Source organism: Vibrio sp. A37 (assembly GCF_059777565.1).
This window is the reverse complement of sequence record NZ_JBLNLI010000007.1, coordinates 66,911-86,085: the sequence shown is the minus strand read 5'-3', so window position 1 is coordinate 86,085 and position 19,175 is coordinate 66,911. Positions and strand designations below refer to the sequence as shown.

Annotated in this window: 19 protein-coding genes; 8 read left to right on the top strand and 11 right to left on the bottom strand. The window is 40.6% G+C overall.

The genetic code is table 11. The annotated features are described in order from the left end of the window. Positions 1 to 35 precede the first annotated feature (35 nt). The gene (locus ACM2FC_RS13665; RefSeq protein WP_498481496.1) at positions 36 to 884 is read left to right on the top strand and encodes a substrate-binding periplasmic protein; all 849 of its coding nucleotides are present in this window, start codon (positions 36 to 38) and stop codon (positions 882 to 884) included. 86 nt (positions 885 to 970) lie between these two features. On the opposite strand, the gene ACM2FC_RS13660 is transcribed toward ACM2FC_RS13665, so the two are convergent. The 3 genes from ACM2FC_RS13660 to pdhA are packed head-to-tail and all read right to left on the bottom strand — an operon-like array spanning position 971 to position 4,177. After that, on the bottom strand, positions 971 to 2,110 hold the full coding sequence (locus ACM2FC_RS13660) for a dihydrolipoamide acetyltransferase family protein (RefSeq protein ID WP_498481495.1): 1,140 nt from the start codon (positions 2,108 to 2,110) through the stop codon (positions 971 to 973). Continuing rightward, positions 2,107 to 3,090, bottom strand: a complete 984-nt coding sequence (locus tag ACM2FC_RS13655; protein ID WP_498481494.1) for an alpha-ketoacid dehydrogenase subunit beta — start codon at positions 3,088 to 3,090, stop codon at positions 2,107 to 2,109. Before ACM2FC_RS13655 ends, ACM2FC_RS13660 begins: the two co-directional genes overlap by 4 nt. Further along, a complete protein-coding gene (gene pdhA, locus ACM2FC_RS13650) occupies positions 3,083 to 4,177 on the bottom strand; it encodes a pyruvate dehydrogenase (acetyl-transferring) E1 component subunit alpha (protein WP_498481493.1) in 1,095 nt (364 codons plus the stop codon). The genes ACM2FC_RS13655 and pdhA overlap by 8 nt, the downstream gene beginning before the upstream one ends. 646 nt (positions 4,178 to 4,823) lie before the next feature. Between pdhA and ACM2FC_RS13645 the strand changes: the two genes are divergently transcribed. Both ACM2FC_RS13645 and ACM2FC_RS13640 read left to right on the top strand, forming a co-directional pair. After that, entirely contained in the window at positions 4,824 to 5,003 is a 180-nt protein-coding gene (locus ACM2FC_RS13645) for a J domain-containing protein (protein ID WP_498481492.1), read from the top strand. A gap of 119 nt (positions 5,004 to 5,122) precedes the next feature. Then, complete coding sequence (locus tag ACM2FC_RS13640) at positions 5,123 to 6,121, top strand: alpha/beta fold hydrolase (RefSeq protein ID WP_498481491.1); 999 nt, start codon at positions 5,123 to 5,125, stop codon at positions 6,119 to 6,121. A 68-nt stretch (positions 6,122 to 6,189) separates the two neighbouring features. On the opposite strand, the gene ACM2FC_RS13635 is transcribed toward ACM2FC_RS13640, so the two are convergent. Both ACM2FC_RS13635 and ACM2FC_RS13630 read right to left on the bottom strand, forming a co-directional pair. Continuing rightward, complete coding sequence (locus ACM2FC_RS13635; protein ID WP_498481489.1) at positions 6,190 to 6,597, bottom strand: hypothetical protein; 408 nt, start codon at positions 6,595 to 6,597, stop codon at positions 6,190 to 6,192. A 197-nt stretch (positions 6,598 to 6,794) separates the two neighbouring features. Then, positions 6,795 to 7,376, bottom strand: coding sequence for a DUF938 domain-containing protein (locus ACM2FC_RS13630; protein ID WP_498481488.1), 582 nt, complete (start codon positions 7,374 to 7,376; stop codon positions 6,795 to 6,797). 623 nt (positions 7,377 to 7,999) lie between these two features. Here ACM2FC_RS13630 and ACM2FC_RS13625 point away from each other — a divergent pair. From ACM2FC_RS13625 to ACM2FC_RS13615, 3 genes are all read left to right on the top strand, one after another. Continuing rightward, a complete protein-coding gene (locus ACM2FC_RS13625) occupies positions 8,000 to 8,515 on the top strand; it encodes a hypothetical protein (protein ID WP_498481487.1) in 516 nt (171 codons plus the stop codon). Between the two features lie 256 nt (positions 8,516 to 8,771). Then, positions 8,772 to 10,409 (top strand): methyl-accepting chemotaxis protein, encoded by a 1,638-nt coding sequence (locus ACM2FC_RS13620; RefSeq protein WP_498481486.1) that lies wholly within the window; start codon positions 8,772 to 8,774, stop codon positions 10,407 to 10,409. A gap of 392 nt (positions 10,410 to 10,801) precedes the next feature. After that, positions 10,802 to 11,344, top strand: coding sequence for an NUDIX hydrolase (locus ACM2FC_RS13615; RefSeq protein ID WP_498481674.1), 543 nt, complete (start codon positions 10,802 to 10,804; stop codon positions 11,342 to 11,344). A gap of 149 nt (positions 11,345 to 11,493) precedes the next feature. On the opposite strand, the gene rplY is transcribed toward ACM2FC_RS13615, so the two are convergent. After that, on the bottom strand, positions 11,494 to 11,772 hold the full coding sequence (gene rplY / locus ACM2FC_RS13610) for a 50S ribosomal protein L25 (RefSeq protein WP_498481485.1): 279 nt from the start codon (positions 11,770 to 11,772) through the stop codon (positions 11,494 to 11,496). A gap of 527 nt (positions 11,773 to 12,299) precedes the next feature. Here rplY and ACM2FC_RS13605 point away from each other — a divergent pair. Next, positions 12,300 to 13,025, top strand: a complete 726-nt coding sequence (locus ACM2FC_RS13605; RefSeq protein WP_498481484.1) for a glycosyltransferase — start codon at positions 12,300 to 12,302, stop codon at positions 13,023 to 13,025. Between the two features lie 53 nt (positions 13,026 to 13,078). After that, complete coding sequence (locus ACM2FC_RS13600) at positions 13,079 to 13,666, top strand: DedA family protein (RefSeq protein WP_498481483.1); 588 nt, start codon at positions 13,079 to 13,081, stop codon at positions 13,664 to 13,666. 209 nt (positions 13,667 to 13,875) lie between these two features. Here the strand turns inward: ACM2FC_RS13600 and ACM2FC_RS13595 are convergent, their stop codons facing one another. From ACM2FC_RS13595 to radD, 5 genes are all read right to left on the bottom strand, one after another. Continuing rightward, complete coding sequence (locus ACM2FC_RS13595) at positions 13,876 to 15,213, bottom strand: ATP-binding protein (protein WP_498481481.1); 1,338 nt, start codon at positions 15,211 to 15,213, stop codon at positions 13,876 to 13,878. After that, a complete protein-coding gene (locus ACM2FC_RS13590; protein WP_498481480.1) occupies positions 15,203 to 15,862 on the bottom strand; it encodes a response regulator transcription factor in 660 nt (219 codons plus the stop codon). Before ACM2FC_RS13590 ends, ACM2FC_RS13595 begins: the two co-directional genes overlap by 11 nt. 12 nt (positions 15,863 to 15,874) lie before the next feature. Further along, positions 15,875 to 16,270 carry a PepSY domain-containing protein gene (locus ACM2FC_RS13585; RefSeq protein WP_498481479.1) on the bottom strand — a complete coding sequence of 132 codons (396 nt, stop codon included), beginning with the start codon at positions 16,268 to 16,270 and terminating at the stop codon, positions 15,875 to 15,877. Between the two features lie 77 nt (positions 16,271 to 16,347). Then, entirely contained in the window at positions 16,348 to 17,208 is an 861-nt protein-coding gene (locus ACM2FC_RS13580) for a transporter substrate-binding domain-containing protein (protein ID WP_498481478.1), read from the bottom strand. A gap of 179 nt (positions 17,209 to 17,387) precedes the next feature. Continuing rightward, entirely contained in the window at positions 17,388 to 19,130 is a 1,743-nt protein-coding gene (gene radD, locus ACM2FC_RS13575) for a DNA repair helicase RadD (protein WP_498481477.1), read from the bottom strand. Positions 19,131 to 19,175: the final 45 nt, after the last annotated feature.

Below are 19,175 nucleotides of genomic sequence, written 5' to 3'. Positions count from 1 at the left end.
ATCTTTAAAAGAGCGGTTTTTATGGAGGAAAAGCCTTGAAGGTTGCTGTTTTAGTGTTTCTATTGGCGCCCTTTATCATTTTGGCACCCCGTTTTTCAATTTCTACTGAGCAACAAGAAGTGACGGTTGCCACTTATGATACGTTGCCACCCTTTGCCTTTAGAGATAAACAGGGGAAACTTACGGGTGTCTATATAGACATTGTTAGAAAGGCAGTATCGAGAATGCCTGACTACAAGCTTACATTTAGAGTGCTTCCATGGGCTAGAGCAAAACATGAAGTTAAAGAAGGTCGAGTATTCGCTATTCTACCTCCGTATTTTCATGCCCATGACTGGTTAACTGACGCTGAACCTAGGCGGCCTTATATTTGGCCCTATTCACTTCCTTTGATTACGCAGTTCGATGTGATCATCTGCGACCAAAAAGCTCTGCAAACGCCACGAGCAAAGTATCCAGATGACTATCAGGGCGTGAAGTTCGTGATGTGGCGTGGCGATGGTCGAGCTGGTGTTGAATTCGATCAGATGGTCAAGAACAAGCAAATAGAGTTGGTACTAGTTAACAATATTAAAGACACGATTCCTGCACTTCTAGTTAGAAAGGCAGAGTGTACAATCACCTCTAAAATTCCTTTTACTTGGTATGTGAAACAGATGAAAGATTCCGGAGAGTATCGTGAATATGATATTCGGGATGTAGTGTTAAAGCAGGCTGCAATAGTTTCTGTAAATGAGGGTTATCTAGGTTATACCGATATTGAAGCTGAGAAGAACTATCCCTACAAAAAGGATTTCTCCATCAAATTTGATATTGAGATATTTAAAATGAAAAAAAGTGGCGAAATTCAGAAAATAATAGACTCTTACACCAAGGAAGAGTGACCTTTCATAGCTGAGTAAATTTTACGCTGGAAAACTAATGCCCCACACAAGCGAGGCATTGTATTGTGTAGAAGGAGAGGGGTTTTCTAATCGCTTGTACTTTGTAAATGTTCAACCAACACTTTGGTAAATCGAGCCGCTTCTCCACCAGTACATGCACGGTGGTCAAATGTAATCGAAAGAGGCATCGCTTTCACGGTTGTTGGTTTGCCGTCTTGGATGATAACTTTATCCATAATACGTCCAGCCCCGACTATTGCAACTTGGGGAGGGGAGACTACCGGAGTGGCAAATATTCCAGCTATTGCGCCAAAATTCGAAAGGGTAATAGTCGCGTGTTGTAGCTGTTCTCTACCTATTTTTCGTTCACGAATGCCTTTGACTGTCGCATCTAACCATCCGCGAATAGCGTCAGGCGAAAACTCGTTGGCATGTCTAAGCACTGGAACGTAGAGCCCGTGAGAGCTATCGACCGCGATACCGATATTGACTGTGCTATGGACGCAGCGTGTCATTGTGTCGGCATCAAACCAAGCATTGAGGGCGGGTTCTTTTTGACAAGCATAAACAATCGCTTGAATTAAACGTATGGATATATCCTCTTTGGGTTTCCAGTTAAGCAGCACCGCTTCTTCTGTAATAGTGACAGAAGCAACATTATGGTGAGACTCGGTCATGGTATTGACCATTGTCCTTCTCGCACCTTTTAGAACTTCGGTCCCAGGTATTTGTTTTTCATATTGGTCATAGACATCGGCATCCAATATCAAGTTTTCTGGACCACTGCCTTTAACCGAACTTAAGTCTATACCTAATTCTTGGGCGAGAAGTCTAGCTGAAGGTAGGGCAGTAATAATTTTGTCTGGAGAGTTACTTTCGTCACTGCCAATCCAAAAGTCGTCAACATCAACTTGATGAGTTTGGCTCGACACGTTACCTACGACGGTGGCTGCATCTTTTTTAGCACTAGAGCTCGAAGTTGTTGCTGATTCTAATTCTTCGATTTCTAACAGAAGGCTGCCGACGTTGATAAGTTCTCCTTCATTTCCGTGCCGGCTGACTATTTTACCGCTGTATGGGGCTGGAACTTCGACGATAGCTTTAGCGGTTTCTACTGTCAGAACAATCTGATCGACTTCAACGGTGTCACCAACATTGACATGCCATTGTACTATCTCTGATTCAGCGAGACCTTCACCCAAATCTGGTAGCATAAAAGACTTCATTTCCAACCCTCCATCAACTCTCTTGCCGCGAGAATAATGTCGTCTTCTTGAATCATAAAGTAGTCTTCGTTCCGGTAATAAGGCATAACCGTATCCATTCCTGTTACTCGTTTCGGTGGCGCTTTTAGCAAGCACATTGCAGTTTCGACGGTACGTGAGACAATTTCTGCACCCACTCCACAGGTTTTACTCGCTTCGTGGACGATTAACAGCCGCCCTGTTTTTTCCAATGATTTCAATATAGTTGACATATCAATCGGCTTGATGCTTGCTAAATCAATGACCTCAGCTTCAATGCCTTGTTTTGATAAACTGTTTGCAGCTTGTAGAGATTCAATCACGCATGCACCCCAAGTGACTAAGGTAAGGTCCCGGCCTTTCCGCAGAGTAAAACAGGTATCTAGGGGCAGAGCTTGGCCATTGTTTTCTACATTAGATTTAACGGTTCTGTATATGCGCTTTGGCTCGAAGAACATCACTGGGTCGTTACTACGAATAGAGGATAAAAGCAGTCCATAGGCTCGTTGTGGAGAAGAGGGGATAACAACTCTGAAGCCCGGGATATGGGCAAAAAGTGCTTCAACACTTTCAGAGTGATGTTCCGGGGCATGAATTCCTCCTCCAAAGGGAGCTCGGAATACTGCTGGGCAGGTTAGCCGACCACGAGTCCGGTTTCTCATTCTTGCCGCGTGACAGACGAGATGCTCTAGAGCAGGAAAAACAAAACCTTGGAACTGGAATTCTGCAACTGGCCTTAACCCTTGTGAAGCCATACCAACAGATACGCCGCCGATTAATGCTTCGGCCAGAGGTGTGTCTATCACTCGCTTTAATCCATATTTCTCTTTTAGCCCAACGGTTGCACGGAATACACCGCCGTTGTCACCCACGTCTTCGCCTAAAACAATCACACTAGGGTCATGATCCATTTCATAGTCAAGGGCGAGGTTTACTGCTTCAACTAATGTCAATTCAGCCATGATTCCCTCCTTGCATGCGCATTGCTTTGTTTATGATGAAGTCGCGTTGTTTTTGCATTTCGCTATTGGGTGATTCATACAGATAATCGAAGGCGGTTTCGGGAGCTTGGGAGGTCGTATTTAAGTAATTATCAACAGCTTTTTCGACTTGTAGTTTACACTGTTCTAACCACTGATTTTCATCTTCTTCGGACCACGCGTTTTGACTTATTAAGTAGGTTTTCAATCGACTTATAGGTTCATATTGCCAAGCTTGCTGAAGTTCATCTTCACTTCTGTATCGTGTGGCGTCATCTGCGGTTGTGTGATCGCTAAGGCGATAACTTATCGCTTCAATAAGTGTTGGGCCTTTCCCTTTCCGCGCACGGGATAAAGCGGTTGTGATGGCGTCATACATAGCAACAACATCGTTGCCATCAACAGTGATGCCGGGCATACCAGCCCCTTTGGCTTTTTCAGATAGAAACTCTGCGGCGCATTGCAGTTTACGAGGCACAGAGATTGCCCATTGGTTATTGTTGACTACAAACACTAAAGGTACGTTCCATGCTCCAGCGCAGTTGATGGACTCTAAGAAGTCGCCTTTTGATGTGGCGCCATCGCCACAGGTGACCAGAGATGCGTGATGATGGCCCTCTATTTTCAATGCTGCCGCCACGCCCACTGCATGAGTGCATTGGGTTGCAATAGGAACGCAGAAAGGGAGATCTCGGCAATGTTGACCATCATCCTTAGGATGAAAATCGCTACCACGTTCATCTCCGCCCCAATACTGTAAGTTCTTTTCCATAGGGATACCGCGAACCCACATTGCAGGCATATCTCGGTAATAGGGAACGAAGACATCGTCTTGCCTTAGACCTTTACCTATCGCTATGCCGATTGCTTCTGAACCAAGGTGGGAAGGGTATGTGCCTAATTTGCCCGTACGTTGCAGAGCGACAGCTTTGTTGTCATAAACACGTGTTAGTACCATGTCTTTGTAGAAAAGGGTTAACGTCGGTAAGTCGGCCCATTCGGGAAGTTGGGTGATGCAGTTACCGCTGTGATCGATAAACCGATGCATGGGTAAAGCCTGTACATTCATCTCTAGCTCCTTGTGTATTGCTTTTAACAAGCAATTGGATCACGTGAAACGTTAAACAGTAATACCGAGAATCATGGGTGTTATTAATTTTCGTATAGTTTACATACAAAATACTATTCTGGAAAACCATCAAGTGTTGCTTTATCTTGCTGCAAACTAGAACTTATATAGTGATGAATCTTGGTATAACCAGATATCTTAAGTGTAACTAAAATGTTAACCCTCTGCATGAGATCGAGAAAAGATGATCAGTAAAGTAATTCTTACACGCTCCAAAAACAGTCGAATATTTCAGTTTCTGAATCTGTAAATGTTAAAAACTGAAAAATATCACTAGATAAGACCAAAAAATCATCACATTATGATGCGCAAAATGTGACCCCAGTAGCCTTTCTTCCTTCGAAAGCATGACCTATTTTTCTATCAATCTACTACATTAGACAATTTGTACGACAAGAGATTAATCGAAAGTCGTAGATAAAAAGTACCCCCTTACTAAGACTATTCTTACCTTTGAGACAGGTACTTTGGAATAGCCTCGTGCGTCGTTGACTTGTAAATTTCATGAGAATATTTTGTTTGAAGAAGGTTAATTATTTCTAACTCTTGAAATACTCGTGATAGGCGTAATGAGAAGGGTAAAATTATGACAAATAGTAGTGCGTTTAAGTTATTAAATGTTAGCCCGAATGCATCCAAGGCGGATATTAGAAAAGCCTATAAAGTGGCTTGCTTGAAATTTCATCCAGACCGTAATCCTAGTGGTATGAATGCCATGATTGCTATCAACGAAGCATACAATTTTCTTAAGAACAAAGTGAAGTAAACGTTTAGTTGTTTGTATATTTACACTTTGCTTGTTGAAACTTCTAGGTTTGGTTGTGTATCGTCACTGTCATAAATAATTGGGGTAGATAATTCAATTTAAGTGATGGGTATGTTTCGGTGTTTCAGTTAATTCGCAAGCGTTTAAACTTGAGGGTGTTAACCAGCCTAGCCTTACTGGGTTTATCTGCTTGTAGTGCTACTCAAAATACTCAAGATAGCAGTGAACTTAAGCATAGCTCGATTCACTACTTAGAGTACTCAAATAAAAACGGGCAGCACAAACCAGTTATCATCTTACTAAATGGATTCGGAACCGATAGTTACGATTGGCCAACAGCATTTATTTCCGCCCTGCAAAAACACTATTTTGTTTATGCTGTGGACTACCCGGGAATTCTTTCTGTTACACCCACTTCTCATTCGACGTTCGATTTTTACAGCTTAGCTAGCAAAGTAAATGCGTTGATTCGACAGATTGAGAAAAGGAGATCAGTTTCTCAGGTGGATTTGTTGGGCTGGTCGTTTGGAACGATGGTGGCGCTGAGCTATGCAAACTATTATCCGAGTACAGTAAGACATCTCTTTATTGTATCGGGTCGTCCGGGTGGAGGACTTGACTCTCACATACATACCGCCAGATATACTCAAGTATTGAAAAATATGGAATTGCTTGGAAAAGGGAAGGAAACCACCTTCAGAAAATGGCAGACACAATCTGACTTAATCGACGATATGTTTCCTCGTGGTGAATGTGAAAATGGTATTTTCTCTCACAATATTTGTCGCTCTACATGGCTCGATTTTGGATTAGATCGTGTGAAGCACGGTTTCTTACCCAAACAGGTGATTCGCTCTGAGCATCAGTTAGCCAGCCACTGGAATGATATCAACAGTGGCATGTGTTGGAATCAGCTCCTCAAACGTAACAATTGTGCTCAGCTAAATATACCTACAACCTTTATTCATGGTTTGAAAGACGATTTTATTAACTATCACAATGCATTGATTATGAGTAAATACTTTTCTAGGGAAAAAGTAGATCTACTGAAAAATGCTGGCCATGGGGTGATATATCAATATCCGAAAAAAGTCGCGAATATAGTGGTAGCTAGTTAGGCTCAGCGGCTTATTGTTAATCGTAGCGAATAGTGACTGATAAACTCTACTTTCCAATCGAATTTAAACTAAGAAGAACTGTTTTGCGTTACTCCTTTCTTGTAAATTACTTTATCTCCATTGGGGTGAACCACTTCAATATCGCCATTTTTCTCAAAGATTGTTTGTGTACCATTGGCACTTATAATTCGGACTAATTGATTTTCGGTGTAAACCTCTTTAGTGCCATTACTATATACGTAAGTTTTAGTATTTTTGGCATTATCAATAATCGTTTTATTTACATATAGGGTTGTGTCTTTATTGTTGTTGTCGTTCTCTACTATATTTACAGTAGTCACTTGGCGCATAGGAGGTGGAAGTAACACCAGTCGCTGAGGGCCTGGAGGGCTAGGAACAACGATAACGTCTGCATAGGCTATATTAGCTAATAATATTCCAAAAATAGAGGATAAAGGTAAAATTTTCTTAAGCATGAGTTAGGCCAACGGTTAGAGATAATATTAAAAATACGGAGTTATAAGAAAAAAACAATAACTATCTAATGAAATTTTATTACCATAAAATAACTAAAGATAATTAACCCAACTTTAACCAATGAAACTATAAAATAGTAAGTTTTATGTAAAGAACTCTTAATTGAAGAATGAGTCTTTACATAAATTAGCCCTGTTTATTTTTCCCAAATTAACAAAAAATTATTTGCTGGCATTGGAATTTTTTCTATCAAGCTCAAGTCTTTTGCCCAATTGTCTAACTGTTCGATATCTCTGATACCACCAAACCCTCTTTGTCGCAAAGATTCATCAAACTCTTTGTTGCTGTCGGTAGTAAAGTCACCATTAATTTTCATTGGCCCATATTGGCAAAAAACGCCACCCGTTGGTAAATTACTTGCCACCAGATTCATCATTACCTCTGCTTCATGAGGTTGCATTATATGAGTAGTATTCGCAGTAAACACTCCATCTATCTCTATCTTGGGCCAACTATCTAACCCGATTGTCAAAGGAAGAGGAAGGTTGACATTGTTTATTGAAGTGTCAGCTATCCAAGCCTCAATGCTAGTGTGATTTTCTTGTAGGTCGCTAGTATGCCATATCAAATGAGGCAAATGCTTTGCAAAAAATACGGCGTGTTGACCCGTTCCAGAGCCTATTTCTAGCACATGATGACAGCCTTTAAAATGGGTAGAAAGCTGAGTGAGAATGGGTTGCTGATTTCGTTCACAAGATGGGCTAAATCGTTTTGACATGTTACCTACTCAAAGGGTTAGATTATTTTATAGTTTTCCTAAATTGGAAAGCGAAAGCAAGCCTTATAATAAAAATTGATGTTTAATAATAAGAAATAGGTTAACGTATAGTTGAAATAATACTCATTAAGTATTGGATATGAATTGAATTCATTTCACTCTTATTTTTTAATAAATAGATTATCATTCTGAAAATTAATGAAACAGATTCGTTGAATGCTTGAGGGTAGTATCGATTTTATGATTGGGAAATTTACTTATCTATTTAGTTGCAATGTAATGATCCTCTGGTACAAGTAGAATGATATACAAAATATCTATATGTTTTCGTGTTGTTATTTTTCTATTTTGTCTAATATATCAAAAATCGTAATAACTTAGAGAATAATTGCTTCTATTTTAAATTAAATTCATATAATGAGAGTACAGTTGTTCGAGCTGAAGGCTCTCTCTATAAATGTGAAGAGTACTTTAGGTTAAATTATTTTAGGTATCCTATAAGTGTAATAATTTATAGTAGCGGGGATAAAAATTAAATGGAGGGGAATAGAAAAGGAATGATGAAGATTAAATATATTTATTACCTTTGTCATAGTTTAATAAGCACTATTTAGGATCAGTTTATGAAATTTATCACAGCGATTTTGCTTTTAACTTCACTCTCCAGCTTTGCTTATGGAAGGGATTTCTCGATTCATGTAAATGGCAATTTTTTATCAAATGATACAGCCATCGTGTGTCGAGATAATGACAACCTTGTCGGTATAAATGGTGCTCACCATGTATGGAAAATAAGTCCAGTCGTTGTTAGCAGGGAAAACATGAGCTACTGTGGAGACAGAAGCAATGTGATTCACTCAGCATTTGACTTTGATAATATTCCCGCAGGCCGGAAAAGCACGATTTCCTGCAATCTTTATGAATATGACTCTAAAGCGTGTAAAGTTGGAAACGAATTGAGCCAGATAGATATAATGGCGCGGCCTAACCCTCAGAATTTAGGGTCGCTGAAAGTGTCGTGCTCTAAACATACATCCAAGTCATGGAACATTGATTGTTATATAAAATCTAGAGACGAATTTGCCGAAATTGTACTGGCATCACATGCCGGAGAGGTCCAACATCATGTGAAATTATAAACAAGTTCAAATAAAAGAGCTGTGCTCAGTTGCTCTATCGAGGAACGAGCACTGCTTTCATTTAGCGCTAAGCTCTTCCATTTCCTCTTATCCCAGTACTTTGCAAACAGTCACTTTAATTATCATATATATCAATAATAAAGATTAATTATCCAAATGAGTTATTCCTCACGCTATCAAGTGGAAGACTGATTCTCACCTGCTAAATTTACAAATGCGAGTTTTTACTAAAACGATACAGGCTAGGATATTTAATATGCTCAGAAGCAAATTAATGAAAACTTCTATTGCGGCAAGAATTTGGCTGATACTGCTACTGTTTGCTATTGCCTTATTTACTAGTGTCATCTTTGATGCGAGAAAAACTCAGCAATTAATGCGTAATAACTATGAACGCGGTGTCGTCAACTTGGTCGAAAGTGCGCAAGGAATTGTTCAGCATTATTACAAACTAAGCATGGAAGGGACGCTCTCTAAAGAGAAAGCACAGAGCGAAGCTCTCAAAGCTGTTTCAGCGATGAGATTTGATGGTGGCAACTATATTTTTGTTATCGATAAGGATGGTGTGGAAATCGCTATTCCCATTAAATCATTACTCGGTAAAAACGTAATGGGTTTAAAAGACTCAGAAGGTAAGCTTTTCGTTGTCGACCTTTTCAAGACGGCGAAGAGTGGTGGAGGGTTTGTTGACTACACTTGGAAACAGCCAAATAGTGATGAAATTAAGCCTAAGACGAGTTACGTAACCTACTTCAATGAGTGGGGCTGGTTAATTGGCAGTGGGATGAACATGGCTGCTTTGACCAGTGATGTTCAGTCTGCTAAAGCTAGCTCGTTTCAGCAAGCCACGATTATATGTGCAATTTTGGCGATAGTTATGGTCTTTTTCATTAAATCGATTACAGCTCCTTTAAAGAAAACGGTTAATGCGATGAGAAACCTTTCTAAGGGTGAAGGGGACCTTACTCAGCGATTACCTGAAGATGGTTCGCCTGAGTTAGCTGACTTATCTAGAAGCTTCAATCAGTTTGTTGCATCAATTCAAAATATTATGAAAAGTATTAAAGAACTTGGGAACCAAGTTTCAACGTCGTCTGTTCAAGTAACGGAGTCAATCAAGAATATTGATTACAGCTTGGGTCAACAAAAGTCAGAGGTTGATGAATTAGCCACTTCTATGAGTGGTATGTTGTCCACGGTAGAAGAAGTGACTGCACGAACTGTGGAGGCAAATGAAGCGAGTAGCATGGCTATGAACGAAGCAAAAAGCAGCCAAGTTATAATACGTAAGAATGTCAATGAAGCTTCTTTGCTAGCTGAGGAAATACACAGTGCTAGCGGAGTAGTGACAAAGCTTTCTGAAGACGCTAAGAATGTTGATACGGTTTTAGAGGTCATTCGTGAAGTTGCCGAACAAACCAATTTATTGGCGTTAAATGCTGCTATCGAGTCTGCTCGAGCGGGAGAACACGGGAGAGGGTTTGCGGTGGTCGCAGATGAAGTAAGAACCCTTTCCGTTCGGTCTCAAGACTCCACCATCGAAATCCAGAATATTATAGAGAAACTACAACAAGATGCCGAAGTGGTCGCGAACACTATGAACCAGAGTGCTCAGAAAGCGACAGGTGCATCCACGTTGTCTAATCAGGCTGGCGATGCGCTCGATAAAATTGACGCTGAAGTGAAAAAAATAGAGCAGATGAACAGGTATATTGCTCAGACTTCGGAAGATCAAACCCTTAGGGTTAAAGATGTTAATCACAACGTTGAAAGTTTGAGAGAGATGTCAGCCAGTGTCTCAAGTGAATCTTCTCAAATGGCTAATTCCAGTGAAGAGCTCAAAAGTATTTCAGTCAAGTTAGTTCAAATGATCAGTCGATTCAAACTAGCTTAATATCATTGATTTCAAAATAGTCCACCAGCCCCAAAACTTTTACTTAAATTTGGGGCTTTTTTTGTCTCAGACAGACGAGCAATGTTTTATCAACATTATTTGTTCAATCTAGGAAAAATGCCTTTACCTTGCCCTTGGGTCAACAGCTATTGTCCTATGCCAGAAACATAAAATAGTGTAGGGATAAGTGATGGGATTAATAATTATGTTGGTGCTGATGGTTTTGGTGATGTTTATTACCGTAACGTTTATGAATAGTAAACCGACGAAAAAGGACGAATGAATAAGCGAATACGATAAGTCTAGTATTGAGTGTATATTTCGCTAAAATGAGCAGCTTTGTAATTAGACTTGATAAATCCGGTGAGCAGCTTATGTCTCTAGTGTCTTCTATGCGTTTACTTCGCTCTTCAATACATCCTGATCTAGCCAACTTAGATGGCAGTATGTTTTATCGTAAAGCAGCACGTGGAATTGTACTAAAAGGTGAAAAGATTCTGATGTTATATACCACTCGCTATGATGACTATACGCTGCCAGGCGGCGGTGTTGATCTCGGAGAAGATGTAGTGCAAGGGCTAGTTCGTGAATTAAAAGAGGAAACGGGCGCTAAGAATATACGCAATATCGAACCTTTTGGTATTTATGAGGAGTTTCGTCCATGGTACAAGCCGGATTACGAGATAATGCATATGGAGTCACATTGTTTTGTATGCACTATTGAAGGTGAGTTAGGTGAGACTTCATTGGAAGACTATGAAATCAATAACGGTATGACACCTAAATGGGTAAATATTTTTGATGCAATTGCTCATAATGAGCAAACGATAGCAAGCAGTGATAAGAAGGGCATGTCTATTGAGCGAGAGACGTATTTGCTTAAACGAATTGTTGAAGAGTTATTGCCTGCGAAAGGTTTACAGGAAGTAAGTTAATTGTAATCTAGAATAACAAATTCCTAAAACGGTGAAACCCCGATGTTGGTAGCATCAGGGTTTCGAATTTTTAGATTTCTCGGTTGGTAAAGCCGATTATCTTATATGCAAAAGGTTGGATTTTATCCGTTTAATTCCTTGGTAGGGAATTAGATGCGGATGAAGTCCATGTGCTCAACTTTTGGCTTGAAAGCGTGGCGTTGAACATCTTGTGGCTTAACCTTAACTTCTTCGCCGCCGATCACTAAAGTGATTGCTTCGTAGAATTCTGGCTTGTCCATTTGGTTCATAACATCGTCATGATTTAGGGCGATAGATACAGGGGCTGCTTCACCACCGTAAACAACTGCTGGGAATTGGCCAGCGTGACGTAGGCGGCGGCTCGCACCTTTACCTAGCTCAGTACGTACTACTGCTTCAAATTTCATAGTTTTACTCTCAAATTAGTAAAAATTAACTCGCTCATTAAGCAATGCGACCTTGCTTAATGGGTGGGCTTCGATAGCTCTTATATAGAAACCATCAAAGTGAGCGCGGATACTATCATTCAATTGGTCTATGAGCAACAATATTCGACTCGTTTTCCCTTGTTTGTAAGAGAAGATTCAATGTATTACTTCACTCTTCTTCCCTGATGGAAGTATCTATAAAGTAGGTCGCGAAATCTATAGCTGTTTGTCGGGAATTAAAATAGATGCTACTTGGATCAGGTGTGGGGCAAAGCTATTTGGTAACATTTTGATCTAAAACAAGTTATTAAACGAGGTGGTTAAGTGTAACGGTTCAACTATTGTGCCAACAAGATTGATGCTCACACCAATTAAGATAAATGTCATAAAGCTGCATTATGGTTTGTCAGCATATGAACTGAAAGTGAACTGTATTATCACGATTGGTTAAGTGGGGTTAGCGTAAATTTTATTAAAAGCTAATCAATCGATGTTAGGAGTAGGCGATGAGTAAATTAAGCATAATTGTAATCACTCTCAATGAAGAGAAATGCATTGGCCGGCTCATGGAAGATTTAAGCAAACAACACTTCAGGGACTTTGAGGTGATACTAGTAGATTCGAACAGTGAAGATGCTACGTGCGAGGTTGCTGCTGCTTATGAGGCAAGTTTGCCTTCTTTAACCATACATAGAATGGATACTAGAGGAGTCAGTTTAGGCAGAAATACAGGTGCCAAACTAGCTCAACATGAACGTTTACTTTTTTTAGACGCTGATGTTCGTTTGGGCTCAACGTTTTTAACAACCGCAATGAATCAATTGGAAAGCAGAAAGCTAGAAGTTGCAGGCGTTTATATGGGAGCCAAGGATCTCGCATTTATCCATAAAGTGGGATATTCACTATTTAACTTTGGTTTGTTCGCAACCCAATTTGTTTTCCCTACAGCCGTTGGAGCATGTATTTTTTCTACTAAGCGTGCGCATGAGGAAATTGAAGGGTTTGATGAAAAAATTGTTTTGTGCGAAGACTGTGATTACGTTAAACGTGCGAGTAAAACGTGGCGTTTTCGGTTTCTGCATTTAACTTTTGGTTTTGATCCGAGAAGGTTAGATCAAGACGGGATATTCAAGATGGGAATGACTTATCTGAAAGCGAATGTCAGACGCCTTTTTTTTGGTGAAATGAGAAACAACGAGATAGAATATAAGTTTGGCCACTACAATCGCTAATTGGCATCTAAATAGTCTTAGCTTATCCAAATTTGCGGTTAGATAGTTAATTGATGTTTGAAAGTTTCGGACTTTTTGTCGGTGCGTTTCTGGACGCACTAATAGGACCTAATCTATTTATTCCAGGCGAACCATTTTTATTGGCTGCAGGCTATCAACTCCACCAAGGTAGTTGGGTTGGAGTTGTTGCTGTCGTGCTTGGTAGTTTCCTTGGCGATCAAACCAGTTTTGCGTTAGGAAGGTTTGTTGGAACCAAAGCGCAAAGAAAATTAGTCAGATGGAAGCCAAAAACTCGCCGAGCAATTGCTCGATGTCGAGTGTTGCTACACAGGCGAGGCAACTTTGTCATGGCTTTCGCGCGCTTGCTTGGGCCCGTTGCTTGGGTTGTACCTTTTGTAGCAGGTTCCCATAACATAGGTTGGGGCCGTTTTACTTTTTATTCCTCTATCGGGTTGGTGCTTGGCGTTGGACAGTTTATTCTGTGGGGCTATTTGCTTGCAATGGGAGTCAGTCAGTTTTCACTATTGGATGTGTTTGAACAATTTATTCAACAGCACCAAATACTAGCAGTATTCGCAATATTGGTTTTGTTTGTAGTAGTTGCAAAATTCATTCTTAGAAGGCGTAGTGCTAAAGGTTAGATGAAATATAGAGTTTCTCTTGGAAAATCCTCGCATTGATATCCCTTTATAACACTGAATGGTTGATCAAAAGATGTTGAAGCTTTCCTTTTCATTATGTTGGGTACTTCAACGTTCCACACGAGATAGAAATTAACGTCGCAACAACTTTGGTTGGTAAAAATCTACCTAATTTTTTACTAGTTACGTTGGCATAAGTGACTTGAGTCTTAGGCAAGTTTGAGCGTTAATGTTGCCTTCAATCCCCCCATTTTTCCTTTTTCCAACTCTAAATTGCCTCGATAGCTGTGAGCCATTTCGCTGACAATATTGAGTCCTAATCCAGATCCTGGCGTCGTTTCATCTAACCGGACACCGCGTTGTATCACTTTCTCTAAATCTTGTTGGTTTATTCCAGGGCCATCGTCTTCAATGTAGATTTTCACGATATCTGTTTCAAGTGTCTCACTATAGACACGTATAATGGATTTTGCCCATTTGTAGCCATTTTCCAGTAAATTACCGACCATTTCATCCAAGTCGATGGGGTCGACAGATACTTCAAGATCTGTGTCTAGTTCATTAATTAGAATAACGCCTCGCTCGGAGTACACTTTATCGAAAGCTAGAGATATAGCGTCAATGCGTTCACTAACAGGAGCTTTGACGGCAAGAATGTTCATCGAACCAGCCATTCGGGCTCTTCCTAAGTGGTAGTCAATGTGATTTTGTATTTGTTCAACAGGAGCAATTAAATTCTTTTGTTCCTCTTTAGACAGTTGAGACACTTCATTTTTGAGTACAGACAAGGGAGTTTTCAGTGCATGGGAAAGGTTACCAGCATGATTTCGCGCTCGCTCTAACAGTTCCTGGTAATGGAAAATAAGGGCATTGAGATCATGAACCAACGGTGATACTTCATGAGGGTAGGTTTCATCTAACGCATTTTGTTCACCTGATTTTAGCAGAGCGAGTTCTCGCTGCATTTTATTTAGTGGTCTTAACGACCAGCCCACTTGTAAGCGGATCAAAACTAAAATACCGGTGAATAACGAGCCAAGAATCAGCCAAAGTTGCCCAGTTAGTTGCTGAAGCGTTCTCTCTATGGGGTCCTCATCAGAACCAATAGTGACGGATACAGGGTTGGGAAAATCAGGTAAATATATATCCTGCTTAATATAAATGAGCTTTTCTCCCCGAGCACCTTTCACTACGGTTCGAAGTGGTTTCTTATCAACCTGAAAATGCTTGTCCCAAAGTGATCGAGAACGTAGAGTTTGTTTACCCGTATGAATTGACCAATATAAGCCGCTATATGGGCGATTAAATCTAGGATCTGATAACTGTGTAGTTAGGACCAACTTGCCATTACGAGCTTCAATGTTAGCAGCAATTTGATCCATAGAGAGGTTCAACTGACTTTTCAAATCATTGATTAAGTAATCTCTTACCAGCAGCGGAATACCAATTCCTGCCGCAATGATCATGGTGCTTAGCCACAATATTGCAGCAAGCAGTAGTCTGTTTTTTAAGCTTAATCGTTGAATAAAGCTCTGCTTAGCCGGCATTCAATTGATACCCTAATCCTCGAACGGTTTTGATGACTTTTGGCGCGACTTTCTTACGAATACGTCCAATGAATACTTCGATGGTGTTTGAGTCACGATCGAAGTCTTGCTTATATATGTGTTCGACCAATTCTGTTCGGGATATGACTTTTTCCGGATTATGCATAAAGTAGGCTACCACTTTATATTCCAAAGCAGTCAGGCTAACAGCTTGACCTTGCCAAAGAACTTTTGAGGTTCGAGTATCTAAGCTTAAATCACCAATTTGCATTACTGGCGACGCGTTGCCTGATGCTCTGCGCAAGTGTGCGCGAATACGAGCAATGAGCTCTGCCATTTCGAATGGTTTTGTTAAGTAATCGTCCGCGCCAGAGTTTAGACCTTCAACGCGTTGAGATAATGTATCTCTAGCACTGAGAATAATGACTGGAGTGTTGATGTTTTCATCTCGAATGCCTTTGAGAACCGTAAGACCATCTAGTTTGGGTAATCCGAGATCTAAAACAATCGTGTCCCATTCTTCAGAAGTCGCACGATATAGAGCGTCAATACCATCTTGTGAGAGTTCAGGTACCCATCCATTTTGTTCAAGAGTTTCGATGATTTGCTCGCCTAAACGTGGCTCGTCTTCTACAACTAGTATTTTCATTTGTTGGGTGCTCTACCTTTTGATTATTTCGAGGATATTATGGCCTTTCACTTCCATCAAAGCCAGAGTAGTGGCGTTGTAAGTCACTTTTACAACGTTATGATTATGAACCAATTTCAATTCGTAGAACCACTGCCCATCATCTTCTTCAAGCTCCACTTTTATCACTCGGCCGTTTAATTCATTGTCCACGGCGTCGTACAGTTCAGAAAATGGCCTGATAAGCCCTTTTTGGACAGCGTCATAAACCTCATCTTGGTCTTCATCAAACTTGACACTTGCCCCCGGCTTGTAGGCATCTTGCACCAGTTCATGGCCATTCTGAGAACTACTGTCAGCATAGGCTGGCGCCATATAAATACCAAATAATAAAGAGGCAGACAAAATGGTAATATTTCTAATTGGCATAACGAGACCCATAAAATAAAGTAGGTCTAATATAAACTAACTTAGATTAATCGAAAATGAACTACACCCCATAAAACTTACGGTGTATACCACCATTTTGCAGGAATGTTGGAAAATCCACTGGTTAAATTTGGCGTATCGATTCTAATGTGCACTCGATTGTGTAAGTGGGCTTTTGAGAATGCGTCTTTAAAATAGGCATGCTCATTCAGCAAATTCTGCAGGCTACCATCGTTAAGCGCTTGTTCAAGCCCCACTTGTATTTTATTAGCTAACTCCTCATTGTCTTTATTTACATAAAAAAATCGCCCGAATGGGTAAATAAGAGAGACGTTTTCGTCAATGATTAACTCGGGGTAGTTCGAACCAAACTTATCGAGAAATGCATAGACTTCGTTGGAACCAAGTGGAAATATCTCGAACCGTTTACCCGCAACCATACCCATAAGGTTGGATATTTTGCTAGAGGTAATCACTTTTAATCCAGCCTTCTCTAAAATATCAATATCCCCCCAACCACTGCCTTGACCGAATAAGAAGCGCTTCAAATCCTCAATGTTTTGTACTTTACCCAGAGCGCTAGCGTTATCTTTGTGAATGATAAAAAGGCGCCACCCGAGAATACCTCGATCGATAGGCAGATATATGGGCTTAAAGCGCGCTTCTAGTTCCGGTTGAAATCCAGAGTCAAATACGTCGACTTGGCCAATTTCGACCATGTACTTTGCTCGGGTCTGATTAACTTCTTGCTTATCCACGTAAATTTCAATATCAGGTTCGGAGTGTTCTAGTGCTAACTTGAGTACACTATATCCAATAGACTCTTTACCTATACCATCGATGTTGGGGTAAATGACTTTTTGAGCAAAGCTTATTCCTGAAAAACCCGTGATACAGGCAAACACTAGCAATTTAGTTATTGTTGACGATCTGGTCATAGCTAAATTTCCTTATAAACAGCCTCAAAAGCCTTGGCGATATTTATTGCTCAAATGATGCTCGCGCAAGAGAGGTTTTGTGACTCACTATAAGGATAGTCGCTTTAGCTAGTAAGGAAACTGGCACTTCTATCTTTGTTAGATTGATAGGAGGCGTGGATAATGGCAGCCATTCGCCTCTACTTTTCTATCAACTCTTCCTCAAAAATCTTGTCCCTGATCTTCCAGAACCGGCCTGACTTGCGGGCAATGATAAATTGCGGGGGACGGAACCTATGTTGATTCCGCACAACTTTAGTCGGTGAGTTTTCTTCAAATGGACGATGTTTATCAGCTAAGTGTGGGCGAACAAATTGATCTTGAAAAGTTTGCTTTTGTTTTTTGCTGGAAAGCGACCAAAACTCATGAACTTGAACGTCTTCAGCTCCCAAATAAGTCACCTTTACGCTGTTTTTGTTCTTGTCGTTTTTAAATGTGCTTAACTCCATATCTTCACATTCAAAAACTAGGGCATCTTTTAGGTTTAATGCTTCTTTAAGCTTTTTGTCTGGATCTACGAGTGTTGCATCACACTCGTGGCAAATTCTCGCAGCGATATCGTTGTCTGCACCACATTCGTTACAATACTTAGCTCGGAAACGATATCCACAATGTTCGCGTTCTTTTGTTTCTTCATCGACAAAGTAGCCTTGGCAGCGCCTCCCAAAGTGTTCGAGCAAAAATCCGTTGCTATCTAGCTTGCCCCAGAAATTATTGTTGAACCCGCAGGCAGGGCAGGGAACCGTGACAATTTCACTATTGGGATCTGGCTTGGCTTCTCCGACTTCAGGTTGGTATAGGTCATAGTTATTTCCAGCGTAATCCAGTACCAAGCACTCAGTTTTTCCTGGAGAAAGCCTTAAACCTCTGCCAACAATCTGTTGGTATAAACTAACAGACTCGGTGGGCCTGAGAATGGCGATTAGGTCGACATGTGGAGCGTCGAAACCAGTGGTAAGCACGGATACATTGACGAGATATTTTATCTGTCGAGACTTGAATCGTTGGATTATGTCATCCCGCTCAGGTGTTGGTGTATCTCCAATAACAATCTCGGATTGCGAATCTGGCAAAAGGGTATGAATTTCCTGAGCATGTCGGACGGTTGCGGCGAAGATCATTACACCTTGTTTATTCGTTCCCATTTCAATAACTTGCGCAATAATTTGCGGTGTTGCACGTTTGGATTGCTCAATGATCATATCCATTTCTGCTTCTTTGAACTTTCCTGTGTTCGCTGGCTTTAATTGGGAAAAGTCGTAACTCAGAACAGGAGCGTCCACGAGCTTTGCAGGCGTGAGAAACTCTTCATCTAATAAGTAATTAATTGGTAGCTCAAAAATGCAATCACGAAAAAAACGTTTTTCTTCAGTGCGAACCTGCCCTCGGGTATGGTATTGATAAATCCATCCCATACCCAATCGATACGGCGTAGCAGTAAGTCCTAAGATTTTTATCCCTGCATTGAACTTGCTTAGGTGAGTGATAACTTTCTGATAACTGCTATTTTTGTTGTCTGGTACACGATGACATTCGTCGATAACGAGAAGGGAATATTGGTTTTTAAATTCATCTAGGTTGCGCGCTACGGATTGAACAGAGGCAAAGACGACTTGTTGATCAGTCTCTTTGCGCCCAAGTCCAGCTGAGAATATCGCGCCATTCAGCCCATACCCTTCATACTTTCCATGATTTTGTTCAACAAGCTCTTTTACATGGGCAAGAACTAGCACTCTTCCTTTAGCGAGCCGAGCAAGTTCTGCAATAACAAGGCTCTTGCCCGCACCAGTGGGTAGGACAATGACGGCTGGTGATGTGTTTTGACGAAAGTAGTGAACAACAGCTTTAACGGAGTCTGCTTGATAAGGACGAAGAGTGTACATAGATAAAGCTAATCAAAGGTCAGAAAGATTAAGAGTTAGATAGTA